The organism is Streptomyces sp. NPDC001717, assembly GCF_042892775.1.
Lineage (GTDB): Bacteria > Actinomycetota > Actinomycetes > Streptomycetales > Streptomycetaceae > Streptomyces.
In genome coordinates this window covers 128,486-152,733 of sequence record NZ_JBIAUK010000004.1, presented here as the reverse complement: position 1 = coordinate 152,733, position 24,248 = coordinate 128,486, and the positions used below count along the sequence as shown (strand labels likewise).

General features: G+C 73.7%; 22 protein-coding genes. 15 read left to right on the top strand and 7 right to left on the bottom strand.

Annotation, left to right across the window (positions count from 1 at the left end; genetic code table 11):
* Positions 1-5: 5 nt before the first annotated feature.
* Positions 6-674 (bottom strand): CBS domain-containing protein, encoded by a 669-nt coding sequence (locus ACFYZL_RS10285; RefSeq protein ID WP_384744013.1) that lies wholly within the window; start codon positions 672-674, stop codon positions 6-8.
* 288 nt (positions 675-962) lie between these two features.
* On the opposite strand from ACFYZL_RS10285, the gene ACFYZL_RS10280 reads away from it, so the two are divergent.
* From ACFYZL_RS10280 to ACFYZL_RS10245, 8 genes are all read left to right on the top strand, one after another.
* The gene (locus ACFYZL_RS10280) at positions 963-2,039 is read left to right on the top strand and encodes a zinc-dependent alcohol dehydrogenase family protein (RefSeq protein ID WP_384744015.1); all 1,077 of its coding nucleotides are present in this window, start codon (positions 963-965) and stop codon (positions 2,037-2,039) included.
* A 5-nt stretch (positions 2,040-2,044) separates the two neighbouring features.
* Positions 2,045-2,731 (top strand): helix-turn-helix domain-containing protein, encoded by a 687-nt coding sequence (locus ACFYZL_RS10275; protein WP_384744017.1) that lies wholly within the window; start codon positions 2,045-2,047, stop codon positions 2,729-2,731.
* Positions 2,728-3,483, top strand: coding sequence for an HAD family hydrolase (locus tag ACFYZL_RS10270; protein ID WP_388677843.1), 756 nt, complete (start codon positions 2,728-2,730; stop codon positions 3,481-3,483). Before ACFYZL_RS10275 ends, ACFYZL_RS10270 begins: the two co-directional genes overlap by 4 nt.
* Complete coding sequence (locus ACFYZL_RS10265; RefSeq protein WP_384744020.1) at positions 3,480-5,879, top strand: glycoside hydrolase family 65 protein; 2,400 nt, start codon at positions 3,480-3,482, stop codon at positions 5,877-5,879. Before ACFYZL_RS10270 ends, ACFYZL_RS10265 begins: the two co-directional genes overlap by 4 nt.
* Before the next feature lie 78 nt (positions 5,880-5,957).
* Positions 5,958-6,407, top strand: coding sequence for a universal stress protein (locus ACFYZL_RS10260; protein WP_384744022.1), 450 nt, complete (start codon positions 5,958-5,960; stop codon positions 6,405-6,407).
* Between the two features lie 105 nt (positions 6,408-6,512).
* Positions 6,513-7,409 carry a universal stress protein gene (locus ACFYZL_RS10255; RefSeq protein ID WP_384744024.1) on the top strand — a complete coding sequence of 299 codons (897 nt, stop codon included), beginning with the start codon at positions 6,513-6,515 and terminating at the stop codon, positions 7,407-7,409.
* Entirely contained in the window at positions 7,406-8,269 is an 864-nt protein-coding gene (locus ACFYZL_RS10250; RefSeq protein ID WP_384744025.1) for a universal stress protein, read from the top strand. Before ACFYZL_RS10255 ends, ACFYZL_RS10250 begins: the two co-directional genes overlap by 4 nt.
* 8 nt (positions 8,270-8,277) lie before the next feature.
* Positions 8,278-10,008: a GAF domain-containing protein gene (locus tag ACFYZL_RS10245; protein WP_388677838.1), complete on the top strand. Its 1,731-nt coding sequence runs from the start codon at positions 8,278-8,280 to the stop codon at positions 10,006-10,008.
* A gap of 30 nt (positions 10,009-10,038) precedes the next feature.
* Here ACFYZL_RS10245 and ACFYZL_RS10240 read toward each other — a convergent pair whose 3' ends face one another.
* Together ACFYZL_RS10240 and ACFYZL_RS10235 are read right to left on the bottom strand one after the other, a co-directional pair.
* Positions 10,039-10,773 carry a response regulator gene (locus ACFYZL_RS10240; protein ID WP_384744029.1) on the bottom strand — a complete coding sequence of 245 codons (735 nt, stop codon included), beginning with the start codon at positions 10,771-10,773 and terminating at the stop codon, positions 10,039-10,041.
* Positions 10,774-10,824: 51 nt separating this feature from the next.
* Positions 10,825-11,469 (bottom strand): CBS domain-containing protein, encoded by a 645-nt coding sequence (locus tag ACFYZL_RS10235; RefSeq protein WP_388677835.1) that lies wholly within the window; start codon positions 11,467-11,469, stop codon positions 10,825-10,827.
* Positions 11,470-11,715: 246 nt separating this feature from the next.
* Here ACFYZL_RS10235 and ACFYZL_RS10230 point away from each other — a divergent pair, with 246 nt between their 5' ends.
* The 4 genes from ACFYZL_RS10230 (at position 11,716) to ACFYZL_RS10215 (ending at position 16,948) form a co-directional block, all read left to right on the top strand.
* Complete coding sequence (locus ACFYZL_RS10230; RefSeq protein ID WP_384744033.1) at positions 11,716-12,189, top strand: pyridoxamine 5'-phosphate oxidase family protein; 474 nt, start codon at positions 11,716-11,718, stop codon at positions 12,187-12,189.
* Between the two features lie 123 nt (positions 12,190-12,312).
* The gene (locus ACFYZL_RS10225) at positions 12,313-13,332 is read left to right on the top strand and encodes an oxygenase MpaB family protein (protein WP_388677832.1); all 1,020 of its coding nucleotides are present in this window, start codon (positions 12,313-12,315) and stop codon (positions 13,330-13,332) included.
* Positions 13,314-15,377: a tetratricopeptide repeat protein gene (locus ACFYZL_RS10220; RefSeq protein ID WP_384744036.1), complete on the top strand. Its 2,064-nt coding sequence runs from the start codon at positions 13,314-13,316 to the stop codon at positions 15,375-15,377. Before ACFYZL_RS10225 ends, ACFYZL_RS10220 begins: the two co-directional genes overlap by 19 nt.
* A complete protein-coding gene (locus ACFYZL_RS10215; protein ID WP_388677829.1) occupies positions 15,374-16,948 on the top strand; it encodes a phytoene desaturase family protein in 1,575 nt (524 codons plus the stop codon). The genes ACFYZL_RS10220 and ACFYZL_RS10215 overlap by 4 nt, the downstream gene beginning before the upstream one ends.
* Before the next feature lie 20 nt (positions 16,949-16,968).
* On the opposite strand, the gene ACFYZL_RS10210 is transcribed toward ACFYZL_RS10215, so the two are convergent.
* Together ACFYZL_RS10210 and ACFYZL_RS10205 are read right to left on the bottom strand one after the other, a co-directional pair.
* Complete coding sequence (locus tag ACFYZL_RS10210) at positions 16,969-17,418, bottom strand: nitroreductase family deazaflavin-dependent oxidoreductase (RefSeq protein WP_384744040.1); 450 nt, start codon at positions 17,416-17,418, stop codon at positions 16,969-16,971.
* A 117-nt stretch (positions 17,419-17,535) separates the two neighbouring features.
* A complete protein-coding gene (locus ACFYZL_RS10205; RefSeq protein WP_388677826.1) occupies positions 17,536-18,708 on the bottom strand; it encodes an FAD-dependent monooxygenase in 1,173 nt (390 codons plus the stop codon).
* Between the two features lie 85 nt (positions 18,709-18,793).
* Here ACFYZL_RS10205 and ACFYZL_RS10200 point away from each other — a divergent pair, with 85 nt between their 5' ends.
* On the top strand, positions 18,794-19,402 hold the full coding sequence (locus ACFYZL_RS10200) for a TetR/AcrR family transcriptional regulator (RefSeq protein WP_388677823.1): 609 nt from the start codon (positions 18,794-18,796) through the stop codon (positions 19,400-19,402).
* A gap of 133 nt (positions 19,403-19,535) precedes the next feature.
* On the opposite strand, the gene ACFYZL_RS10195 is transcribed toward ACFYZL_RS10200, so the two are convergent.
* Entirely contained in the window at positions 19,536-20,111 is a 576-nt protein-coding gene (locus ACFYZL_RS10195; protein ID WP_384744044.1) for a TetR/AcrR family transcriptional regulator, read from the bottom strand.
* 120 nt (positions 20,112-20,231) lie between these two features.
* Between ACFYZL_RS10195 and ACFYZL_RS10190 the strand changes: the two genes are divergently transcribed.
* Entirely contained in the window at positions 20,232-20,672 is a 441-nt protein-coding gene (locus ACFYZL_RS10190; RefSeq protein WP_388677820.1) for a nuclear transport factor 2 family protein, read from the top strand.
* A gap of 41 nt (positions 20,673-20,713) precedes the next feature.
* Here the strand turns inward: ACFYZL_RS10190 and ACFYZL_RS10185 are convergent, their stop codons facing one another.
* A complete protein-coding gene (locus ACFYZL_RS10185) occupies positions 20,714-22,594 on the bottom strand; it encodes a serine hydrolase (RefSeq protein WP_388677817.1) in 1,881 nt (626 codons plus the stop codon).
* 536 nt (positions 22,595-23,130) lie between these two features.
* Here ACFYZL_RS10185 and ACFYZL_RS10180 point away from each other — a divergent pair.
* Positions 23,131-24,246, top strand: a complete 1,116-nt coding sequence (locus tag ACFYZL_RS10180) for an NAD(P)H-dependent flavin oxidoreductase (protein ID WP_388677814.1) — start codon at positions 23,131-23,133, stop codon at positions 24,244-24,246.
* The last annotated feature ends 2 nt before the right edge of the window (positions 24,247-24,248 follow it).

The window sequence follows — 24,248 nt, the reverse complement described above, 5'->3', positions numbered from 1 at the left end:
GCCCCTCAGCCGGGGGCGTCGTCGGGGTCGCCGCCGGCCGAGAGCCGGCAGTGGACGTCGACGACGCCTTCCACGGAGCGCGCGAGGTGCTCGGCCAAGGGGATCAGGCCCGGGTCCCGGACCCGACCGCTCAGGGTGGCCACACCCTGCTCCACGGTGACCGTCACCGACGCGTGGGAGAGCGGGAACAGGCGCTCGACGACACTCTCGCGGATCTCGGCGGTCAGCTCCTCGTCGGTACGGAGGAAGACCTTCAGGAGGTCGGCGCGGCTGACGATGCCCGTGAGGGTGCCCTCCGCATCGACGACCGGGAGCCGCTTGACGTGCCGGCCCGCCATGAGGCGTGCGGCCTGCGGGAGGGTGGCGTCGGGACGGATCGTGACCGCCGGGGTGGTCATGAGCTGCTCGGCGAGGGTGGAACCGGCCTTGGCGGTGTCGCCGAGGCGGCGCATCTGCTCGACCAGGCCGGGGCGGTGCTCGTGGAACTCCTCCTTGGGCAGGAGGTCGGCCTCGGAGACCACGCCGACGACGCGGCCCTCGCCCTCGATGACGGGGAGCGCCGTCACCTTCCAGCGCTCCAGGGCGGCGGCGATGTCCTTGAAGCCGGTCGACGGCGTGACGGCGACGACATCGGCGGTCATGACGTCGGCGACGGTGTAAGGGCTGGAGGTCATGGCGGGCTCCTCGGCGTGCGGGGGCGAGCGGGGTTCCGCCGGCGCAGGCGGCGTCGTACGGCGGCTCGTCCCGGTTGCGGAGCCGCGGGTCCGCGACACCCTGGAAGAGTCCGTGGCCCTCCTCGCGGGACGGGATCCGGTCATTCCACCGTCTCACCGGCCGGTAGCGCGGGGAGGGGTCCGACCGGTACCCGCCGAGGGGCCGACCGGCCCAAGCGGGCCGACGGGACACGGGCACAGCCTGGCGGTGGACCCCTTTCGCACCGCACACAGAGAGAAGGCCGCGCCATGAAGGCACTCGTCTTCCACGGGCCCGGACAGACCTCCTGGCAGGACGTCCCGGACCCCTCGATCAAGGACGCCGCGGACGCGGTCGTCCGCGTCGACGCCGTCACCATCTGCGGCACCGACCTGCACATCGTCAAGGGCGACGTGCCGGAGGTCACGCCGGGTCGCGTGCTCGGCCACGAGGCCGTCGGCACCGTCGTCGAAACCGGAGGCGACGTCCGCACCGTCCGCCCGGGCGACCGCGTCCTGATCTCCTGCATCTCGGCCTGCGGCCGTTGCCGGTTCTGCCGGGAGGCCCGCTACGGCCAGTGCCGCGGAGGCGGCGGCTGGGTCCTCGGCCACACCATCGACGGCACCCAGGCCGAGTACGTCCGCGTCCCGTTCGCGGACCTCTCCGTCCATCCGCTGCCGAGCGCGCTGGCCGGTCACGAGGCGGTCCTGCTCGCGGACATCTTCCCCACCTCGTACGAGGTGGGCGTACTCAACGGGAACGTCCGCCCCGGCGACACCGTCGTCGTGGTCGGCGCCGGCCCCATCGGTCTCGCGGCCATCGCCACCGCGTCGCTCTACAGCCCGTACCGGACCATCGTCGTGGACCTGGCCGCCTCCCGGCTCGCCGCCGCCCGCGACCTCGGCGCCGATGCCACCGTCAGCGCCCGGGAGGAGCCCGAGCGACTGGTGGAGGACCTGACCGACGGGCTCGGCGCGGACGTGGTCATCGAGGCCGTCGGGGTGCCCGAGGCCTTCGAGCTGTGCACCCGGATGGTCCGTCCCGGCGGCCGGGTCGCCAACATCGGCGTCCACGGCAAACCCGCGACCCTCCACCTCGAAGACCTGTGGATCAAGGACGTCACCCTCACCACCGGCCTCGTCGACACCCACTCGACCCCCATGCTGATGCGGATGATGGCCGCCGGCCGGCTGCCCGGGGCCGCGCTGGTCACCCACCGCTTCGAGCTCGACCAGATGGAAGAGGCGTACGAGGTCTTCTCCGACGCCGCCGACACCGGCGCCCTCAAGGTCGTCCTCGGCGGAGCACAGCACGACGCGGTCGCCGTGCCGCCCCAGGAGCAGTGATCACCGTGAAGAGCAACCCCGGAACCGCGCACCGGCCGTCCGCCGGGGCGGCCGGACACACCGACCTGGGCCGCCGCCTGGCTGCCCGTCGCGAGGCGCTCGGCCTGTCGCGCGAGGAACTGGGCCGGCGGTGCGGAGCGGACGGCAAGTACATCTCGTACCTGGAGGAGCACGCGGCCTCCCCGTCCATCGGCACCCTCGTCCGCCTCGCCGACGTACTCGGAGTCACCGTCGACGACCTGACCGGAGCGAGCGCCGGCCGGGTGCGCGGCCGGTCCACCGCCCGCCGCGACGCCGTACTGACGGAGCTGGACGAGGACGAGTGCCGTGCGCTCCTGGGGACGCACGGAGTCGGCCGCATCGCCGTCTTCACCCCCGAAGGCCCGGCCGTCCTCCCGGTCAACTACCTGATCGCGGGCGACGACATCGCGTTCCGCACCGCCGCGGAAACGGTCGCGGCCAGAGCGGCGGGCACCGAGGTGGCCTTCGAGATCGACAACATCGACGACGTCACGGCCGGCGGCTGGAGCGTCCTGGCCGTGGGCCTGCTGGAAGCCGTCACGACCTCGGACGAGATACGACACCTGACCGCATCGGCCCGGTCCCAGCCGTGGGCCGGGGGCCCCCGCACCCACTGGATGAAGCTCACCCCCGTCCGCCTCACCGGCCGCCGCGTGGCCCACAGGTCATGAGCGGGGTGCGCGCCGTCGTCTTCGACACCGACGGAGTGCTCCTGGCGACGGCCGACCGCCACGCCGCCGCCTGGAAGGAGACCTTCGACGGGTGCCTCGCCCGGTGGGGCGAGCACACCGGACAACGGCCCACCCCCTTCGACGCCGTCCACGACTACCGGGACCTCGTCGACGGAAGGTCCCGGCTCGACGGCGTACGCGCCTTCCTCACCGCGCGCCGCATCGGCCTCCCGGCAGGAACCCCCGAGGACCCGCCGGGATGCGACACCGTGCACGCGGTGGCCGCCCGCAAGGAGGCGGTCTTCTCCGAGATGTTGCGGACCGCGCCGGTCGAGCCCTTCGACGACGTCGGGCCCGCCCTGCGGCGACTGCGGGAGACGGACGTGGGGTGCGCGGCGGTCTCCGCCTCACGACACGCCCGTACCCTCCTGAGGTCCGCCGGCCTCACCGACTTCTTCGGCGCCCTGGTCGACGGCCGGGACGCCGACGCGCTCGACCTCCCCGGCAAACCCGACCCCGCCCTCTTCCTCGAAGCCGCCGCCCGCCTCGGAGCCGGTCCCGGGCGCACGGCCGTGGTGGAGGACGCACTCGTCGGCGTCGAGGCGGGCCGTCGCGGCCGCTTCCACCTGGTCGTCGGAATCGATCGCGGCCGCGACCCGCGCACGGCGGACGCACTGCGCGCCCACGGCGCCCACCTCGTCCTGCCGGACCTCCTCGGACTCCCCGCCGCGATCGACGGACTCGGGCAGTGAACACGTCCTGGCGCTGGGAGTACCGGCACTACGATCCCAGGACCGAGCGGCTCGCCGAGGCGCTCTGCACCCTCGGCAACGGCCGCTTCGCCACCCGGGGATCGGCCCCCGAGACCACCGCCGACGCCGTCCACTACCCGGCCACCTACCTCGCGGGCTGCTACGACCGCCTCAGCTCCGCCGTCGCCGGACGCACCGTTTCCAACGAGGACCTGGTCCGGCTGCCGGACTGGACCGCCCTGCGCTACCGCTGCCTGCCCGACGGCGCCCCGCCCGGCGCATGGCTCACCCCGGACCACCCCTCACTGCGCCGCCACCAGGTGTGGCTCGACCTGCGGGGCGGGACGTTGACGCGCCGCATGTTCTTCCGTGACCCCGAGGGCCGCAGCCTGAGCGTCACCCACACCCGACTCGTCCACATGGGCGACCCGCACCTGGCCGCGCAACGCACCCTCTTCCGCGCGTCCGGCTGGAGCGGCCGGATCGAGGTCGTCTCCGTCCTCGACGGCGACGTCGTCAACGCCGGCGTGGAGCGCTACGCCGCCCTCGCGGGACGCCACCTCGTCGGCCACCGGGCCGGGGCCGATGCGGACGGCACCGCCTGGCTGTCCTGCCGTACGTCCGCCACCGCCGTACGCATCGGGCTCGCCGTGCGCACCTCCACGCGACCCCTGGCGGTCGTCGAACGGGCCTGCACGGCCACCACGGCGACACAGACCTCCGTGCTGCCGATCAGGCGCGGGCGACCGGTCGTCGTCGTCAAGACCGCCGCCCTGTTCAGTTCGCTCGACCGCCCCCGCGCCGACCCCGTACGCAGCGGCGTCGAACGGGCCGCACACGCCCCGGCCTTCCCCGCCCTGCTGGAGTCCCACGAGGCGGCCTGGCGGCGGATCTGGAGTCAGGGAGAGCTGCGGACGACGGGGGAGACCGGCAGGATCCTGCGCCTGCACGCCTTCCACGTACTGCAGACCGTCTCCCCGCACACCGCGGAACTCGACGCCGGCGTACCCGCCCGCGGTCTTCACGGAGAGGCCTACCGGGGCCACGTCTTCTGGGACGAGCTGTTCGTCCTGCCCCATCTCGCCCTGCACTTCCCCGAAACCGCCCGCGCCCTGCTGATGTACCGGCACCGGCGGCTGCCCGCGGCGCGGGAAGCGGCCCGCCGGGCCGGGGCCAGGGGTGCGATGTTCCCCTGGCAGAGCGGCAGTTCCGGAACCGAGGAGACGCAACGGCTGCACCTCAACCCGCGTTCCGGACGGTGGTTGCCCGACCACTCCCGCCTCCAGCACCACGTTGGCTCGGCCATCGCCTGGAACACGTGGCAGTACGGCCTCGCCACCGGCGACACCGGCTTCATGCACGGTCCGGGCGCCGAACTCCTCCTGGACATCGCCCACTTCTGGTCGGGCGCCGCAGTCTGGGACGCCTCCCTCGGCCGCTACCGGATCCAGGGCGTCGTCGGCCCGGACGAATACCACGACGCCTACCCGGACGCCGTCGCACCCGGCATCGACGACAACGCCTACACCAACGTCACCGCGGCCTGGGTGCTCGCCCGCGCCCTCGACCTCTACGCGGAACTCCCGGAAGCCCGAAGGGCGGAGCTCCTGGTGCGCCTCGGCCTCGACGCGGACGACCTCGGGGGCTGGGAGGAGATCTCGCACCGCGTGTACGTGCCCTTCCACCGGGGCGTGATCAGCCAATTCCACGGCTACGGAGACCTCGTCGAGCTCGACTGGGACCGGTACCGTGCCCGCTACCACGACATCCGCCGCCTGGACCGCATCCTGGAGGCCGAAGGCGACACGCCCAACCGCTACCAGGCGTCCAAGCAGGCCGACACCCTCATGCTCGGCTTCCTCTTCCGCCCCGCCGAACTCGCCCGGCTGTTCGCCCGGCTCGGCTACGGCTTCGACGACGAGCTGTGGGCGAGGACGGTGGCGTACTACCTGCGCCGGACGTGCCACGGCTCCACGCTCAGCAGCCTCGTCCACGGCTGGGTGCTCGCCCGGCAGCAGGGCCCGGACGCCTGGCGCTACTGCCGGGAAGCCCTGCTCGGCGACGTCACCGACATCCAGGGCGGCACCACGGGCGAGGGGATCCACCTCGGCGCCATGGCGGGCACCCTGGCTCTCGTCGAACGCGGGATCGTCGGGCTCGACCCCGCCGCCGACGGCCTGCGCGTCGACCCCGTGCCGTTCTCCGGGACGGCGGGCTCGACCCTCTCCTTCTCCTACCTCGGCCACAGGGACGTCCACCTCCGCTTCCGGCCCGGCCGGCTGGGCATCCGAGTCCCGCCTTCGCCGCTCGGCCCGCTGCCCCTGATCCTTCCGGGTGACCGGCACGAGTGGATCGCCGCAGGTCAGGAAAGGTGGTACCGCCTGCCCGAGGGGTGACGCGACCGCCCGTCGCGTGGCGGTGCGCCCGCGCCTCGCACACGCTGGAGAGAGAGCGCCGGAAGGAGTGAAGGACACATGGGCACGCAGCATGAGGCTCCACGCATCGTGGTGGGCGTCGACGGGTCGGCCTCCTCCCAGGCCGCGCTGCGCTGGGCGGTGCGGTACGCCGGCCTCGTAGGCGGGACGGTGGAGGCGGTCACGGCCTGGGAGGTCCCCGGCAGTTCGTCGTGGTCGGCACCGGCCGTCGACGCCACGTTCGACGAGGAGGACGCCGAACGGCGCCTGGTCGAAGAGGTCCGTACGGTGCTCGGCGAGGACGGCGCGTCCTCGGTGCGTCAGCGCCTCGTACACGGGCATCCGGTCGACGTGCTGGTGGACGCGGCCCAGGGAGCGGACGTGCTGGTCGTGGGCAGCCGCGGCCGCGGCGGCTTCAGCAGGGCCCTCCTCGGCTCCGTGAGCCAGCAGGCGGCGCTCCACGCCCCCTGCCCGGTGACCATCGTGCGCCCGGACGCCTCCGGCGAGTAGGTCGAGGGCCGAACCGTCCCCGTCCGGTGGACGGAACCTCGTGCCCCGCCCCGCCGATGGCAGCGTGAGGGGTGCCACCCATCGGCTTCTCGGTCGGGAGACAACGTGGACATCACCATCGGTACCCCGGACGCCGGCTCGGTCGTGGTCGGCGTGGACGGCTCGGATCCGGCACGTTCCGCCGCCCTGTGGGCCGCGGGCGAGGCCGTACGCCGCGACCGCCCCCTGCACGTCGTCCACGGCGCGGACACGGACGGCATGGCCCTCTACCTGTCCGCGAAGACCGTCGAGAGCGTCCGCGTCGCGGGCAGGGAGCTCCTGGACGACACGGCGAAGGCCGTGACCGCCGAGTACCCCGGTCTGCGCGTGACCACCGAGTTCAGCCCCGCGGACGCCGTCACCACCCTGCACCGGACCGGCGGCCTGCACGGCACCGTCGTCGTGGGCAGCCGCGGCCTGGGCGGCTTCCGTTCGCTCATGCTGGGCTCCGTCGGGCTCGGCATCGCGGCCATCGCCGAGAACCCCGTCATCGTGGTGCGCGGCATCGACGACGCGGAGGATCGCGGCAGCGTCCTGACCGCCGTCCGCGACGAGCACGACCTCGTCTGCGCCCGCCACGCCGCCCGGGAGGCCGTGCTGCGCAAGGCGTCCCTGCGCCTGCTGCACGTGTGGAACATGCTCGACTCCGTGGGTAACGTGGTGACCATGCTCGACGGCGTGGACGAGATCGCCGGGGGACACGAAGGGACCCTGCGGGCCCTCACGGAGAAGATCCGTGACGAATTCCCCGGCCTGGAAGTCCAGGGCGACGCCGAGAAGAGCTCCTCGATCGCGGGAGTCCTGGTCGAGGCGTCCCACCGGGCGGACCTGCTGGTCATGGGCGGCCGCCGGGCCCCCACCCCGCTCGGACTCGGCCGCAACCTGGGCCGGGTCACCCACGGGGTCCTGCACCACGCGCACTGCCCGGTCCTGCTCATCCCCCGGTCCGGCAGCCGGTCATGACCGCCGAGTGGGAAGCCGCCCGAGACGTCGTCATGGGGATCGACCCGGCGAGGGACTGGTACCTCCCACTGGCCTGGGCCGCCGACGAGGCCGAGCGCCGCGGGCTGCCCCTGCGGCTCGTGCTGGCGGTGCCGCCGGAACACGACACCCGTCACCCCGGTGAGACCTCGCGGCAGACCGCCCTGCGGCGAGCGGGCGCCGACCGGCTGGACGAGGCCCAGGGCTGGGTCCGGGAGCGGAACCCGGAGTTGGACGTCACCGGCGAACTGGTCGCCGGTTCCCCCGCCCACGCCCTGGTGGCGCAGGCGCGCCACGCCCACCTGGTGGTCCTCGGCTCCCGGCACCTGGGACGCATCGCGGAGTTCTTCAGCGCCGGCTCGACGCTGGTCCCGGTGACGGCCCAGGCCCCGTGCCCGGTCGCCGTGGTGGGCGACGCCGAACACGTGACCCAGCAGCCGCCCTACGTCGTCGTCGGCGTCGACGGCAGCTCCGCCGCCACGGACGCCCTGGCCTTCGCGTTCGACGAGGCCGACCGGCGGGGCGCCGAACTCAGGGTCGTCTGCGTGCGTCAGAGGTCGATGCTGATGCCGGACGACGAAAGGGCCGCCATCGCGGAGCAGCGCATCCTGCTGGTCGAGGCCACCGCAAGCCTGACCGGCAAGTCCCCGGACGTGCGCGTCACCCACGAGGTCCTCTCCGGCCACCCGGTCGAGGAACTGGCCCGTGCGGCCGAGCACGCGCTCGCCGTCGTCGTGGGACGCCGTGGTCGCGGCGGCTACACCGGCATGCGGCTCGGCTCCGTAGCGCACGGACTGCTGCACCGCGCCCACTGCCCGGTGATCACCGTCCCCTCCGGATGAGGAGGGACATGAGCGAGGACGGCAGAGCCCTCGCGGGCGGCGTGCCACGGCTGCGACTGGACGAACTCCTCGACGAGCTCCAGGTACGGATCGACGAGGTGAGGGGCGCCCGGGACCGGCTGAACGGCCTCCTGGAAGCCGTCATGTCCGTCGGCCGGAAACTGGACCTGGCCCAGGTGCTGCGCGGCATCGTCCAGGCCGCCGTCGTCCTCGTGAACGCCGAGTACGGGGCCCTCGGCGTGATCGGCGACCAGAAGAGACTCGCCGAGTTCGTCCCCATCGGCATCAGCGACGAACTCCGGGAACGGATCGGCGACCTCCCCTCCGGCCACGGCATCCTGGGCGAGCTGATCCGCCACCCGGAACCCCTGCGGCTGTCCGAACTGTCCGAGCACCCCGCCTCGTACGGATTCCCGCCGCACCACCCGCCGATGCACTCGTTCCTGGGCGTCCCCATCCGGGTGCGCGAGGAGGTCTTCGGCAACCTCTACCTGACCGAGAAGCGCGGCGGAGCGGAGTTCGACGCCGAGGACGAGGCGGTCCTCTCCACCCTCGCCGTCGCCGCCGGCATCGCCATCGAGAACGCCCGGCTGTACGAGGAAGCACGGCTGCGCCAGCGCTGGCTGACGGCCGGCGCCGACATCACGAGCGCCCTGCTCTCCGGCGCCGGTCGCGACGAGGCCCTCGAAGCCATGCTGGCACGCGCCAAGGACATCACCGGCGCCGACATCGGCGTCTTCTACCTCCTCGGACCGGCGGGCGAGCTGCGCGGCTCCCTCGCCCTCGGCAAGGGGGCCGGAGCACAGCGGGGGATCGTCCTGCCGACCCCCCGGGGCACGCCGGCCGAAGCCGCCCTGGCCCAGGAGGGCCTGCTCACCATCGCGGACATCGAGCACGACCGTCACCTCACCGTTCGGCCCGAACGGTGGAAGGGATTCGGACCCGCCGTCGCCGTCACGGTCGGTACGAAGAAGAAGCCCTGGGGTGTGCTGATGCTCGCCCGTAGTCGGGGACGGCCCGCCTTCGCCACGGCGGAGGTCGCCGCGCTCCCGGGCTTCGCCGACCAGGCGGCGCTGGCCCTGGAGCTGGCGGACCGGCGGCGCGAGGCCGAGCAGACGAGCATGGTCGAGGACCACGACCGCATCGCCCGCGACCTCCACGACCTCGCCATCCAGCGCCTCTTCGCCACCGGGATGACCCTGCAGAGCGCCCGTCGTTTCGTCGACCATCCCGAGGCTTCCGAGCGGCTCGCCCGTGCGATCGACGACCTCGACGCCACGATCAAGATCATCCGCTCCACCATCTTCGGACTCCGTGAGCACGAGTCCCCGGCCACGGGCTCGAAGCTCCGCTCGCGCGCCGTCCAGGCCCTCGACGAAGCCGCCCCCGTCCTCGGTTTCGCCCCGGCGCTGCGCATGGAGGGCCTCGTCGACACCGATGTGCCGCCGGGCGTGGCCGACGAGGCCCTGGCGGTCATCGGCGAAGCCCTCAGCAACGTCGCCCGCCACGCCCACGCCGCCCACGTCGAGGTGGTGATCGCCGCGAGCGGCGGAACCCTGACCGTGGCGGTGACGGACGACGGCGTCGGCATGCCCGCAGGCGGCCGGCGCAGCGGGCTGCGCAACCTCGCCGAGCGCGCCGGAAGGCTCGGCGGCCGGATGACGGTCGCCCCGCGGGACCCGGAGGAGCACGGCACCCGCCTGGAGTGGCGGGTGCCGCTCACCCCCGAGCCGAGGTGACCGCGGCGTCCCGGCGAAGCCGGCGACCGGTTACGCGCGGCCTCCGTGGTCGTGGCCATGGTCGTGCCCGTGTTCCTGGTCGTGGACCTGCGCGGCGATCACCGCCGCCTGGACCCGGCGTTCGACGCCGAGCTTGCCCAGGAGCCGGGAGATGTGGTTCTTGACGGTCTTCTCGGACAGGTAGAGCCGTTTGGCGATCTGCCGGTTGGTGAGACCCTCTCCGATGAGTTCCAGGACCGCCCGCTCCCGCTCCGTGAGAGCCGCCAGGCGGGCGTCCTGCGGTTCCTTCGTCGCCTCCGGGTCGCGCAGCGAGCGCATCAGGCGGGCCGTCGTGGCCGGGTCCAGCATGGACTGCCCGGTCGCGACGGTGCGCACGGCGGAGACGAGGTCGGAGCCGTTGATCTGCTTCAGTACGTATCCGGCCGCGCCCGCCATGATCGAGTCCAGCAGGGCGTCCTCGTCGTCGAACGACGTCAGCATCAGGCAGGCAAGGCCCGGCATGTGGGACCGCAGCTCCCGGCAGACGCCGATGCCGTCGCCGTCGGGCAGCCGGACGTCGAGCACGGCGACGTCCGGGCGCAGCGCCGGTCCGCGGGCCAGGGCCTGCTCGGCCGTGCCCGCCTCGCCCACGACGGTGATGTCCGGCTCCGCGTCGAGGAGGTCCCGCAGTCCGCGCCGGACCACCTCGTGGTCGTCGAGGAGGAACACCTTGATCCGTGCCCCGTCGCTCCGCGCCTCGGGGGAGGCGTTCGGGTCGTACGACATGGTGGCCCCAGGTTCGGTCCGCTCTGTGTTCTTCCACCCGAATTGTCTCAGCTAAGCGGCGGCGCCGAGCGCGCCCGGCGACTCCATGCGGACGTCCACGACGCCCTCGACCGCGCGGATCGCCCGCGCCAGCAGGGGCACGAGCGCCCGGTCCCGTACCGGACCGCGCAGGGTGACGACACCCTCCCGGACGGTGAGGTCCACCGTCCCGTCGGGGGCCAGTTCGGCGAGTACCGCCCGGCGGATCTCCTCTTCGAGCTCCTCGTCGGGCCGCAGGAACACCTTCAGGAGGTCACTGCGGCTGACCACGCCCTCGAGCATGCCGACCTCGTTCACCACCGGCAGGCGCTTGACCTGCCTGCGCGCCATGATCCGGGCCGCCTCGGCGAGAGGAGCGTCCGGATGGACGGTGACGGCCGGGGACGACATGAGCTCCTCGGCCAGCACCCCGCCGGCCTTGGACGCCTCCTCCAACTGGTCGGGAAGTACGGGGTCGGTGCGCCGGAACTCCTCCTTCGGCAGGAGGTCCGCCTCGGAGACGACACCGACGACGCGGCCCTCGCCCTCCAGTACGGGTACCGCGCTGACCTTCCACTGATGCATCAGCTCGACGATCTCCTTGTAGGACGCCTCGCGGCCGATCGCGACGGCGGTGTGGGTCATGACGTCACTGACGGTGTAGCGGGATGCGGGCATGACCTGCTCCTTCGGCGTGCGGCGCCGCGGCGATACGGGTGGGGGAGGGAGTGCCGATGGAGGCCTCCGGTTCGAGTCCGCCTCCAGTCTTCGCCGCCGCGTCCACCCGGGCATGGGCCCTGTGGTCCCCTCCGGGGGCCGACCGGCCCATGCCCGGTCCCGCCCGCGCGGGGATCCTGACAGCAGACGGTCGGACAACCGGTCCGGCCGTGGTCGGGGCTCCACGGCCCACGTGAGGTGTCCGCGATGAACAGCAGCGCAGCCCCGGGGACCGCCGGTCCTCCGCCCGCCGCCCCGCCGGTGCGGCGGGCGGAGGACCTCGGGGCGGCCGAGGCGCTGGAACTGCTCGGCAGCGTCGAGGTGGGTCGGATCGTCTTCACCCTCGGCGCGTTGCCCGCGGTGCGCCCGGTGAACCACGTTCTCGACGCGGGCGACATCGTCATCCGCGTCCAGGACGCCTCGACCCTGACCGCCCTCCTCACCACCCAGGCGGGCACGGGCGTGGTCGTCGCCTACCAGGCCGACGCCATCGACCCCGGTGACCACCTGGGATGGAGCGTGGTCGCCACCGGCTACGCCACCGCCGTGACCGATCCGCACGAGATCGAGCGCTACGCACACCTCCTGCGGCCCTGGGTCGAGGGCGCCGCATCCGGCGCCATCCGGATCAGGCCCGACCTCGTCACCGGGTTCCGGCTGCGGGCGGGCGGCGGCGGATAGCGGCGCCGACCCGCGCCCGCGTGCCGCTCACCCTCTTCGCGAGGTCACCCCGGGCGACGACGGGAGTTCGACGACAGGCCCTACAGTGGGTCCACCGGGCGCCTGCGGCAGGGAGGTACGGGGATGGGCGACACCACGACCGGACGCGCCGGCCCCACAGGCCCCCCGAATCCCACAGGCCCCCCGAATCCCACCGGCCACACGGGCCCCAATGGACCCACCGGGCCCGACCCCGGGCTGTACGGGCCGTCGTCCGTCACCTGGAACTGCCACGGCGACCCCGTCATGTGGATCGCCGGAGTCCGCGCCCTCTACCTCCAGGCGCTCCACCCACGGGCCGTCCGCGGCGTCATGGAGAACTCCGACTTCAGACGCGACGCCTGGGGCCGGCTGCTGCGCACCGCCGACTTCGTCGGCACCCTCACCTACGGCACCACCGAGGCCGCCGAGCGGGCGGGGGCCCGCGTCCGGGCCATCCACCGCAGGCTGTCCGCCACCGACCCGGTCACCGGCGAGCGGTTTGCCGTCGACGACCCCGAGCTGCTGCTCTGGATCCACTGCGCGCAGATCGACAGCTTCCTCCACGTGCTGCGCCGCACCGGCGTCGGTCTCACCCCCGGCCAGGCCGACCGCTACGTCGACGAGAACAGGGTGAACGCCCGCCTCGTCGGCCTCGATCCTGCCGGCGTCCCCGCCGACACCGCAGGCCTCGCCGCGTACTTCGAGCGGGTCCGGCCCGAGCTCGCCGCCGGCCCCGACGCCCAGGACGTGTACGACTTCCTGCAGGGTCCGCCGGTCCCTCCCCTCCTCGTGCCTGGCCGAAACCTGCTGTGGCGCCCCGTCGCCGCCCTCGCGTACGGTTCCCTCCCCGACTGGGCGCACCACCTGTACGGGCGGGCCGCACCGCCCCCGCGCACGGTCACCCGGCGCCTGCGCCTCACGGGTAGCGTGCTGCGCAGCATTCCCGCAGGTCTACGCTGGAAGCTGCCGCCAGGTCACATCTTGAAAGCGATGCGTCGCATGGGCCCCGGGAGCCGCCCCTCGACGCACGGGCTGCGCGCGGCAGCCTCCATACTGGACGGGCCGGGGAGGGCATCGCACGACGACGGGGGCGGCTTTAAGACATGGCGGAGTCCAGACTGATCCAGGGCCGGTACCGGTCGCTCGACCTGATCGGGCGCGGTGGCATGGGCGAGGTATGGCGCGCCCGGGACGAATCCCTGGGCCGTCAGGTCGCCGTGAAATGCCTCAAGCCGATCGGTGCCGACCAGGACGCCCACTTCACCCAGGTCTTGCGCGAACGGTTCCGGCGCGAGGCCCGGGTGGCCGCCTCCCTCCAGCACCGGGGGGTCACCGTCGTCCACGACTTCGGCGACGACAGCGCCGCGGGCGGCTGCCTCTACCTGGTGATGGAGCTCCTGGAAGGCCGCAACCTCAGCCAGCTCCTGGAGGAGAACGAGACCCGCCCGCTCCCCGTGGACGTCGTCGTCGACATCGCGGAACAGATGGCCGCCGCCCTGGGCTACACCCACGACCAGGGCGTCGTCCACCGCGACCTGAAGCCCGCCAACATCATGCGGCTCACCGACGGCACGGTGAAGATCTGCGACTTCGGCATCGCCCGACTCGCCCACGACATCGGCTTCACCGCCAAGCTCACCGGCGGCGGCATGGCCATGGGCACCCCCCACTACATGTCGCCCGAGCAGATCGCGGGCGGCGAGGTCGACCACCGCAGCGACCTCTACTCCCTGGGCTGCGTCCTGTACGAGATCGCCACCGGAGCGCCGCCCTTCGACCTCGGCGACTCCTGGTCCGTGCTGGTCGGCCACCGGGACAACGCGCCCGTGCCGCTCCGGCAGCACCGCCCCGAACTGCCGACCTATTTCGAGGAGCTCGTCCTCGACCTCCTCGCCAAGCGCCCCGAGGACCGGCCGGGCGACGCCCGCCACCTGCACCGCCGGCTCGTCGAGGCACGCCTCGGCCCCGGCGGGCGGCCCGGCACCCAGGCTCCGCTCCCGGCGTGGGCCCGGGGGATGACCGCCGGACGCAAGGCCGGGATCGACGCCCGCCCCGCGAGCGGCGAATGGGCCGTGCTCACCGGCTCCTGGACGGCCGCCCGCGCCGGCGGCGAACAGCACGCCCTCCGCCGCCCCGAACCCGCCGAAGACCCGCGCCTGACCGTGGCGTACGGCGTCGCACGCGTCCCCGGCCCGCGGGAGACCGACCCGGCCGCGCTCACCGCCGGCCACACCCGCGCCTTCGCGCTCAGCCGCTCCGGTCACCCCGAGGAGGCCCTGGCCGCGTACACGGCCGTGGCCGAGGGCCGCACCCGCGCGCTCGGCGCGGACCACCCCGACACGCTCGCCGCGCGCCAGGAGGCGGCGTACGAACTGGGCCGGCTCGGGCGCCACCAGGAAGCGCACGACGTCTACCGCGCCGTGCTCGTCGCCCGCGACCGGACCGTGGGACCGCGCCACCCCGACACCCTGCGCTGCCGCCACAACCTGGCCTGCGCCCTGGGCGCCCTCGGCCGGTACGCGGACGCCCACGCCACCGCCGCCGGGGTCGCCGCCGATCGGGCGGCCGTCCTGGGCGCCGAGCACCCCGACACCCTGCTGACCCGCTACGAGGTGGCGTACGCCCTCGGTCGCCTGGAGCGCTGGCAGGAGGCCCTGGCGGGCTTCCGCGAGGTCGCCGCCGTCCGGGAGCAGGTCCTCGGCCGCGACCACCCCGACACCCTGGCCGCCCGCTACGAGGTCGGCATCGCGCTCGGCCGCACCGGGAACAGCGCCCAGGCCCTCGACCTGTTCCGCGCCCTGATCCGCGACCGCACCCGCGCCTACGGCGCCGCCGACCCCGAGACCCTGCGCGCCCGGCACGTCCTCGGCGTCAACCTGGGCCGGCTGGAGCGGTGGGAGGAAGCGGTGGCCGAGGCCCGGCAGGTGGGGACCGTACGGGCCAAGGTGCTCGGCGCCGAACACCCCGACACCCTGGTCAGCCGTCGAGAACTGGCCGTCGGCCTCGGCCGGCTGGGCCGCTGGGACGAAGCGCTGCCCATCTACCGCGAGCTCTCCGGCATCCGCGAGCGGTCCCTGGGCGACGAGCACCCCGAGACGGTGCTCGCCCACGCCGACGAGGCGTACTGTCTGGAGCGGCTCGGCCAGGTGTGCTACCAAGAGCCATGACGACCTTCGGGCGGGACGTATACGACGACGTGATCGTGGGCGGCGGACACAACGGCCTGGTGGCCGCCGCGTACCTGGCCAGGGCGGGCCGCGCGGTCCTCGTCCTGGAACGGCTCGGCAACACCGGCGGCGCGGCCATCTCCAGCCGCCCCTTCGCCGACGTCGACGCCCGCCTCTCGCGCTACTCCTACCTCGTCTCCCTGCTCCCGTCGAAGATCGTGCGCGACCTCGGCCTGAGCTTCGCCGTCCGACGCCGCACCGTGTCCTCGTACACGCCCGTCGAACGCGGCGGCCGGCCCGGCGGACTCCTCGTCGGCGGCGACGAGCAGCGCACCCGGGAGTCCTTCGCACGGCTGACCGGCTCGGAGCGGGAGTACGCCGGCTGGCGCGCCTTCTACGGCACCACCGGGCACGTGGCCCGCGCGGTGTTCCCGACCCTCACCGAACCCCTGCCCACCCGTGAGGAGCTGCGCTCCCGGATCGACGACGAGGCCGCGTGGCGGATGCTCTTCGAGGAGCCGCTGGGTCGGGCGGTGGAAGCGCACTTCGACGACGACCTGGTGCGCGGGGTCGTCCTCACCGACGGACTGATCGGCACGTTCGCCGACGCGCACGACCCCTCGCTCGCGCAGAACCGCTGCTTCCTCTACCACGTCATCGGCGGCGGGACCGGGGACTGGGACGTGCCCGTGGGCGGCATGGGCGCCCTGACGGACTCCCTGGCCGCCGCCGCGCGGGCCGCCGGGGCGGAGATCGCCACCGGGCACGAGGTGCTGCGGATCGACACGGACGGGAACTCACCGGCGGAGGTGGTGTTCCGCACGGCCACCGGCGAGGGGCGGGTGGTCGCCCGGACCGTGCTGGTGAACGCCTCGCCCCGGGCGCTGGCCGAACTCCTCGGCGAGACACCGCGGGAGCCGGCCCCCGAGGGCGCCCAGCTCAAGGTCAACATGCTGCTGCGCAGGCTGCCCCGGCTGCGTGACACCACCGTGGACCCGCGCGAGGCCTTCGGCGGCACCTTCCACATCGCCGAGGGCTACGGCGAGCTGGCCCGAGCCTACGCGGAGGCGGCGTCCGGCGAACTGCCGTCCGTGCCGCCCTCGGAGATCTACTGCCACTCGCTGACCGACCCCACGATCCTGGGGCCGGAATTGGTGGAGCAGGGCTACCAGACGCTCACCCTCTTCGGACTGCACACCCCGTCCCGGCTGTTCGAGAAGGACAACCGGCAGGCGCGCGAGGTCCTGCTCGCCGCCACCCTCGCGCAGCTCGACACCCACCTGGCCGAACCGATCACCGACTGCCTCGCCTTCGACGGCGACGGGCGCCCGTGCATCGAGGCGAAGACCCCGCTCGACCTGGAGCGCGAACTGCGCCTGCCCGGAGGCCACATCTTCCACCGCGACCTGTCCTGGCCGTACGCCGATGCCGGCGGTGGTTCCGGTGGCGGCCGGTGGGGAGTGGAGACCGCCCACCGCAACGTCCTGTTGTGCGGTGCGGGGGCGGTCCGAGGCGGTGGCGTCAGCGGCGTCCCGGGCCACAACGCGGCCATGGCCGTGCTGGGGCACTGAGCTCGCCGCCCGCCGCAGGGCTACTCGGTGGGCTCGATCACGACGATCGGGATCTCGCGGTCCGTCTTGGCCTGGTACTCGTCGTACGGGGGCCAGTGACGCAGCATCAGGGGCCAGTACGCGGCGCGTTCCTCGGCCGTGGCGGTACGGGCCGTGCCCTGGAGGATCCTGGGGCCGACCTGAATGCGGACCTCGGGGTGTTCGGTCAGGTTGCGGTACCAGAGCGGGTGCGCGGGGTCGCCGCCCTTGGAGGCGACGACGAGGTAACGGCCCTCGTCCTCGCCGTAGATGAGGGGCGTGCGCACCGGATCGCCGGAAACCCTGCCCACGGTGGTGAGCAGCAGGGTCTGCGTGCCGTTCCAGTACTGGCCCTCGGTCCCCTTCGAGTCCACGTACAGCTTGACGTGGTCGAGCTGCCAGCTGCCCGGCCGCGGGTCGGTGGGGTGGTCCCAGTCGATGTCGGTCGTCACGGTATTCAGCCTGCCTTCGCGCGTTGAACGGTCAACGAACCTCAACAACGAGTGTCAACACGGTGGGACACGCGGTTTATGCCGGGCGTGCCGGGCGTGCCGGGGCCGGGCGGGGCGTCAGGGGAGTTCGAAGCCGTCGACGATCCCGTCCATCGCACGGTTCGTGGCGAAGGCCGGGGTGGCGCGGACCGCGAGGTCGCGCAGGGCGACCGCGAACGGGTGGGTGAGCGCGGCGACCCGGCCCATGCGGCGGGCCCGGACCCGGATGGCGTCGGTGCGCGCGCAGCGGGCCGCGCTGTACGCGGCGAGCGCGGCCGGCACGGCCGCGGTGTCCCCGGCGCCCAGGAGGTGGGCGAGGACGGCGGCGTCCTCGACGGCCTGGCAGCCGCCCTGGCCGAGGTTGGGGGTCATCGCGTGGGCGGCGTCGCCGAGCCAGGCGAGGCGGCCGTGGTGGAAGCGGGGGAGCGGGGCGGCCAGGTCGTGGAGGTCGTGCTGGAGCACGGCGGCCGGGTCGATCCGTTCCAGCAGGGCGGGGATCGGGTCGTGCCAGCTGCCGAAGCGGCGCAGGAGCTCGGCGTGGACGTCGTCCGGGCGGTACCCCTCGGGGGCGACGGCGGTGGCGTAGACGTAGACGCGGCCGTCGGCGAGCGGGACGGTACCGAAGCGCTCCCCGCGCCCCCAGGTCTCGGTCGTGTCGACGCCGCCACCGACCGCGGCGGCGGCGGAGGCGGGCAGTACGGTGCGCCAGGCGGTCTCCCCGCTGTAGTGGAGGCCGGGGTGGTCCGGGAAGTGTCGGCGGCGGAGCGGGCTGTGGATGCCGTCGGCGGCGAGGACGAGGTCGGCTTCGAGGTCGCCCGCCGAGGTGCGGGCCACGGGGCGGCCGGGGGGGTCGTCCACGGCGGAGACGGTGGTGGAGTACCGGATCGTGCCCGCGGGGAGCGCCGCGGCCAGGGCGTCGGCGAGGGCCGAGCGGTGCAGGGCGAGCGGCGGCCGGCCGTAGCGCGCGATGAGCGCGGCGGTGTCGGCCCGCGTGAGCCATCTCCCGTCCGAGCGCCGCAGGCCCATCGCGGCGGGGACCGTGCGGCCCCCGGCCCTGGTGGCGTCGAACCCGATGGTGTCGAAGGCGCGCAGGGCGTTCGGGGCGAGGACGATGCCGGCACCGACGGCGGTCGGCCCGGAAGCCCGCTCGCAGACGGTGATCCTCCAGCCGCGCCGGTGCAGGGCGAGTGCCGCGCTGAGGCCCCCGATTCCCGCACCCGCCACGACCGCATGACGCCGGACTACCGACATGGCAAGCCCTCCCCATCCTCGTCTTCCATGAGCCTCTACATCCGTAGAGGCTCATGCCCGCACTCTACAGCTGTAGAGTGCGGGCATGTCAACGGAGCGCAGAACCCTGATCGCCGACGCCGCGATCGACCTCGTGGCCGCCGCCGGTCTCCGGGGTATCACCCACCGGGCGGTCGACGGAGCGGCGCGGCTGCCGGCGGGCAGCACTTCGTACTACTTCCGTACGAGGACGGCCCTGATCGGCGCCTGCTACCAACGGCTGGCGGAGCTGGACCTGGACGACCTGGCCGAGGACGGCCCGTCCGCCTCCACCCCGTCCGCCTCCACCCCGTTCGGCCGGGACGAGGCCGCGGCGGCGCTCGGTGGCCTGCTGCTGCGCTGGCTGACGGTGGGGCGCGCGCGCCAACTGGCCCGTTTCGAGCTCAGCCTGGAGGCCGCCCGCAATCCCGAACTGGAGGCCGACCTCCACCGTGCGGGCCAGGGGGCCCGGTCCCGCGCGGCCGCGATGCTCGCCGGGCTCGGGGCCGACCGCCCCCGGGAGGCCGCCGAGCTCCTCGCCGCCTGGACCGACGGACTGCTCTACGACCGGCTGGCGGGCGCCCTCGCCCGCTCCCGCCCGACCCCGGATCCGGCCGAACTCACCGTCGTGGCCCGCCGCATGATCGACGCGGTACTGGCGCCGGAGGCGGACTGACGGGCTCGCGACGTCCTCGCTGGTGACGGGGGCGGTTCTCCCGGACCGCGTCACCCCTGGAGGCGCCGGTCTGCCGGTCTGCCTGTCTGCCGGTCCGCCGGTTCGCCGGTTCGCCGGTCCGTACCGGATGCGCTCAGCGGTGCGGCCGCAGGCCGTCGAAGACCACCGCGAAGATCCGTTCCCTGGGTGCCGGATCGGGCCCCAGCTGCTCCAACGCCACGCCCGTTCCGGCGAGAAGGGCGATGAACTCCGCCAGTCCCACATCCGGGCGGACCGCCCCGGCCCGCTGCGCCCCGGCCAGCAGATCGGCCAGGCGGGCCTGGATCTCCGCCGTCGGCCCTTGCAGGGACGCGTGTGCGTCCACCCCGGCGGCGGCGAGCGCCCGGGTGAACTCGCTCTTGCCGGTGGACTCCTCCACCACCAGGCGGAAGCACGCGAAGAAGGCCTCGGCGGGCCCGGTCTCGGCGGCCAACCGCGCCGTGCGCGCGGCCATCTCCTCGAGCCTGCGCACCATCACGGCTTCCAGGAGTGCCTCCTTGGTCGGGAAGTGCCGGAAGAGCGTACCGACTCCGACCCCGGCGGCGCGGGCGATCTCCTCGGTCGGCACGCCGACGCCGCGGGTGGTGAACACCTGCGTGGCGGTGTCGAGCAGCCGGGCCCGGTTGCGGGCCGCGTCCGCGCGCAGCGGGCGCTCCTGTGCGCCACCCATGTGTCTCCCACCCTTCGTCGGCGACGACGATCCCACCCTGGACAACCGGAGTGCCCAGTCCGTATCGTTGAAACGGAGTCGTCAGTCCGATTCTAGTCACGGTCTCATCGGAGGTTGGGCATGTCCGAAACGCTGTCGCCGCGCGAGGTCTTCGGGAAGCTGATCGAGAACATCGGCGCGGGCCGGTACGAGGAGTTGGCCGCGCTCTACGCCGAGGACGCGGTGGTGGAGACCGTCTTCGAACCGGTCGGTCCGCGCCGGGTCGAGGGGCGGGCCGCGCTGGAGGAGCGGTTCGCCCAGGTCGCCGCGCATTCGCCGGTGGAGCTGACGCCGGCGAACGTGGTCGTCCGGGAGACCGACGATCCGGAGGTGATCGTCGCCGAGTTCGACTACCGGGTGCGTCACCGCGTGACCGGCCGGAGCTTCGAGGCGGCCAACATCCAGGTGCTCCGCGTCCGCGACGGCCTGATCGTCGGCAGCCGGGACTACCACGACCACCTCGCCCTCGTCGTGGCCGGCGGGAACCTCCCCCAGCTGGTGGCGGCGCTCGACGGCGCCTAGTGCCGGGCAGCGCGACGCGGTGAACGCTTCCGGTCACGGAACTAGTCGGCGGACCGGGTCCAGCCGATCGCCACGAGGCGGGACGCGTCGGACGGGCGGTCCTCCGCGAAGAGGAGGCGGGACGGCTCCGCGACGCGGATGACGTCCACGTAGACGCCGCGGCCGACATAGCGGCCGGTCGCGGAGTGGCGCAGGCGCAGCCGGACCTCGCGGCCCGCCCAGGTGGCGGTGAGGGGCGCTTCGAGGCGGTGCCAGATGCGGCCCGACCAGCCGGTCACGGAGCCGCGGGGCCACTCCTCGGGGGCGCCGCCGGTGGTGCGGAGCGTGGTGAAGGGAAGCGGTTCCCAGTGCTCCCCGTCGGCCGAGGCCTCCAGGTGGAGGGCGCCCTCGCCCGGCACGGTGTCCCACCACACGGCGCAGCGCAGCCGGGCGGCCGCCGTGGCCGGGGTGAGCGGGGGCAGGTTGAGGGTGCCCGAGGCGCCGGGCTGGATGCCGGAGAACCAAGCCGGGCCGCCGTGCTTCGTACGGACCGGGACGGCGCGCGCGAAGCGGTTGCCCACGGCGACCCGCGGCGCGCTGCCGGCCCGCCAGGTGCGGACGGGGTGCACCGAGTTGCCGAGCAGGATCAGGAAGGAGTCGGTGGAGGGATCCAGGACGAGTGAGGTGCCGGTGAAGCCGGTGTGCCCGGCGGAGTGCGGGGTGGCCATCGCGCCCATGTACCAGTGCTGGTAGAGCTCGAAGCCGAGTCCGTGGTCGTCGCCGGGGAAGGCGGTGTTGTAGTCGGTGAAGAGCAGCTCGACGGAGGCGGGGGACAGGATGCGCCTGCCCGCGTAGGCCCCGCCGTCGAGCAGGGTGCGGGCGAGGACGGCCAGGTCCCAGGCGGTGCCGAAGACCCCCGCGTGGCCCGCGACGCCGCCGAGCGCGTACGCGTTCTCGTCGTGGACCTCGCCCCAGACCAGCCCGCGGTCCAGGCCGGACCAGGGCGGTCGCTGCACCTCGGTGGCGGCGGTGATCCGGCGCCAGGAGAGCGGCGGGTTGTACCGGGTGCGGTGCATCCCGAGCGGAGCGGTGATCTCGTCGTGGAGCAGGACATCCAACGTGCGGCCGGTGATCCGTTCCAGGAGCAGTTGGAGGGAGATCAGGTTCAGGTCGGAATAGCGGTAGACCGTTCCGGGGGTGTCCTGCGGCCGGACCGACCAGAGGAGTCGCAGCTGCCCCTCACGGCTGGACTCCCGGTAGAAGGGGGCCCAGGAACGCAGCCCCGAGGTGTGGGTGAGCAACTGGCGGACCGTGATCAGCTCCTTGCCGCCGCCCGTGTACTCCGGCAGGTAATGCCGCACCGGGGCCTCCAGCGCCAGGCGCCCCCGCTCCATCTGCTGCACGGCCAGGATCGACGTGAACAGCTTCGTCAACGAGGCCAGGTCGAAGACCGTGTCCTCGGCCATCGCGATCCGCTCGGCCGCCGGGAACTCCCGGACCCGGTCGGTCCGCCCGTCGTAGTCCGCGTACCGCACGGCGTCGCCCATCGCGCGGTGCAGTGCGATCGTGCGGCCCCGCCCCGCGAGGACCACGGCCCCCGCGTAGTAGGGGTGTTCGGGGGAGGGGCCGAGGAACCGGCGTGCCTCTTCCGCCACGCCTTCGAGGTGACGCTCCACCAGGCCGGCCTGGCGGGCGGAGCCGTAGCGCAGGCGGAGGCCCTGGAGGGCGCGGCGTTCGGCCGGGCTGCCGGACGCGGCCGCGCCGGGGCCTCCCGGCAGGGCGGCGTGGAGCACCAGTACGCCGCCGAGTGCGAGGAGGCGTGCGCCCAGCCTGCGGCGGTTGAATCCGTGGCCCTCGGCTGCGCCCCCGGCGCCCGCCTTCCCATCGGCCTCCGTGGAGGCTCCTTCGGCCGCCGTCCCGCCGGCCCCCGTCGTTCCTGCCATGTCCGGCCCTCCTGTCTCCTGCTTTTCTGTCCGAGTCGGCCTGCGGCGCCGTCTCCCGGGGCTCCGCCCCGGACCCCGCGCCTCAAACGCCGGCTAGGCGGGGTTTGCCCCTGCGGCGGTCCGCGCCGGCGAGGCCGGCCAGGCCCCGCCACCTCGGCGACGGCGAGAGGTCCGGCCCCGCCACCGTCGGTGACGGCGAGAGGTCCGGCCCCGCCACCGTCGGTGACGGCGGGGCGGGCTCGGCCCCGCTGCCATCGGCGAAGGCAAGAGGTTCGGCCCCCGCCGCCGTGGGTGGCGGCGAGGCCGGCTCGGCCCCGCAGCCGTCCGCGAAGGCGAGGGGTTCGGCTCCCGCCCCGTGGGGCGGGGAGGCCGGTCGTGGCCCCTGCCCCGGACGCCGACGCGGCCGAGCGCACCGCACGTTAGTGGGTATGTGCCCGCCCCGTGCGCGACCTCCGCATCGACGGGCCCGTAAAGAATCTGACACTGCATCAGAAAATCTCTTCCCTCGATGACCGGGCTGCGGCATCCTGCCGCCCATGGAGACGGAGCTGAGCAAGAAACTGGGAGTCGAGCACGCCATCTTCGGCTTCACGCCCTTCCCGGCGGTCGCCGCTGCCATCACCCGCGCGGGCGGTTTCGGCGTGCTCGGAGCGGTCCGCTACACCGCTCCCGACGACCTCAAGCGGGACCTCGACTGGATGCAGGAGCACACCGACGGCAAGCCCTACGGACTCGACGTCGTCATGCCCGCGAAGAAGGCCGTCGACGGCATCGGTGAAGCCGACATCGAGGCGATGATCCCGGCCGCCCACCGCGCCTTCGTCCGCGACACCCTCGCCAAGCACCACGTGCCCGAGCTCGCCGAAGGCGAGGCCTCCGGCTGGCGGATCACCGGATGGATGGAACAGGTCGCCCGCAACCAGCTCGACGTCGCCTTCGACTACCCCATCAAACTCCTGGCGAACGCCCTCGGTTCCCCGCCCGCCGACGTCATCGCCCGCGCCCACGACCACGGGGTCCTCGTCGCCGCCCTGGCCGGCAGCGCCAAGCACGCCCGCCGCCACGCCGAAGCCGGCATCGACATCGTCGTCGCCCAGGGCTACGAGGCCGGCGGCCACACCGGTGACATCGCCACCATGGTCCTGGTCCCCGAGATCGTCGAAGCCGTCGCCCCGCTCCCGGTCCTCGCCGCCGGCGGCATCGGGAGCGGCGAGCAGATCGCCGCCGGACTCGTCCTCGGCGCCCAAGGGGCGTGGCTCGGCTCCCTCTGGCTCACCACCACCGAGGCCGAACTGCACTCCCGCGCCCTCACCGAGAAGCTGCTCGCCGCCGGCTCCGGCGACACCGTCCGCTCCCGTGCGCTCACCGGCAAGCCCGCCCGCCAGCTGCGCACCGAGTGGACCGACGCCTGGGACGACCCGCAGGGCCCGGGAGCCCTTCCCATGCCCCTCCAGGGGCTGCTCGTCGCCGAAGCCGTCTCGCGGATCCAGAAGTACGAGGTGCGGCCGCTGCTCGGCACCCCCGTCGGCCAGATCGTCGGCCGGATGAACGAAGAACGCAGCGTCCAGGCCGTCTTCGACGACCTCACCAGTGGCTTCGAGCGAGCCATCGACCGCATCAACCGCATCGCAGGCCGAGTCCGAGAGGCGTGATC

Excerpts from the sequence above, each read along its gene's own strand:
- ACFYZL_RS10285 (WP_384744013.1), bottom strand. The coding sequence starts at position 674 with ATGACCTCCAGCCCTTACACCGTCGCCGACGTCATGACCGCCGATGTC.
- ACFYZL_RS10280 (WP_384744015.1), top strand. The coding sequence starts at position 963 with ATGAAGGCACTCGTCTTCCACGGGCCCGGACAGACCTCCTGGCAGGAC.
- ACFYZL_RS10270 (WP_388677843.1), top strand. The coding sequence starts at position 2,728 with ATGAGCGGGGTGCGCGCCGTCGTCTTCGACACCGACGGAGTGCTCCTG.
- ACFYZL_RS10260 (WP_384744022.1), top strand. The coding sequence starts at position 5,958 with ATGGGCACGCAGCATGAGGCTCCACGCATCGTGGTGGGCGTCGACGGG.
- ACFYZL_RS10250 (WP_384744025.1), top strand. The coding sequence starts at position 7,406 with ATGACCGCCGAGTGGGAAGCCGCCCGAGACGTCGTCATGGGGATCGAC.
- ACFYZL_RS10245 (WP_388677838.1), top strand. The coding sequence starts at position 8,278 with ATGAGCGAGGACGGCAGAGCCCTCGCGGGCGGCGTGCCACGGCTGCGA.
- ACFYZL_RS10240 (WP_384744029.1), bottom strand. The coding sequence starts at position 10,773 with ATGTCGTACGACCCGAACGCCTCCCCCGAGGCGCGGAGCGACGGGGCA.
- ACFYZL_RS10235 (WP_388677835.1), bottom strand. The coding sequence starts at position 11,469 with ATGCCCGCATCCCGCTACACCGTCAGTGACGTCATGACCCACACCGCC.
- ACFYZL_RS10230 (WP_384744033.1), top strand. The coding sequence starts at position 11,716 with ATGAACAGCAGCGCAGCCCCGGGGACCGCCGGTCCTCCGCCCGCCGCC.
- ACFYZL_RS10225 (WP_388677832.1), top strand. The coding sequence starts at position 12,313 with ATGGGCGACACCACGACCGGACGCGCCGGCCCCACAGGCCCCCCGAAT.
- ACFYZL_RS10220 (WP_384744036.1), top strand. The coding sequence starts at position 13,314 with ATGGCGGAGTCCAGACTGATCCAGGGCCGGTACCGGTCGCTCGACCTG.
- ACFYZL_RS10215 (WP_388677829.1), top strand. The coding sequence starts at position 15,374 with ATGACGACCTTCGGGCGGGACGTATACGACGACGTGATCGTGGGCGGC.
- ACFYZL_RS10205 (WP_388677826.1), bottom strand. The coding sequence starts at position 18,708 with ATGTCGGTAGTCCGGCGTCATGCGGTCGTGGCGGGTGCGGGAATCGGG.
- ACFYZL_RS10200 (WP_388677823.1), top strand. The coding sequence starts at position 18,794 with ATGTCAACGGAGCGCAGAACCCTGATCGCCGACGCCGCGATCGACCTC.
- ACFYZL_RS10195 (WP_384744044.1), bottom strand. The coding sequence starts at position 20,111 with ATGGGTGGCGCACAGGAGCGCCCGCTGCGCGCGGACGCGGCCCGCAAC.
- ACFYZL_RS10190 (WP_388677820.1), top strand. The coding sequence starts at position 20,232 with ATGTCCGAAACGCTGTCGCCGCGCGAGGTCTTCGGGAAGCTGATCGAG.
- ACFYZL_RS10185 (WP_388677817.1), bottom strand. The coding sequence starts at position 22,594 with ATGGCAGGAACGACGGGGGCCGGCGGGACGGCGGCCGAAGGAGCCTCC.
- ACFYZL_RS10180 (WP_388677814.1), top strand. The coding sequence starts at position 23,131 with ATGGAGACGGAGCTGAGCAAGAAACTGGGAGTCGAGCACGCCATCTTC.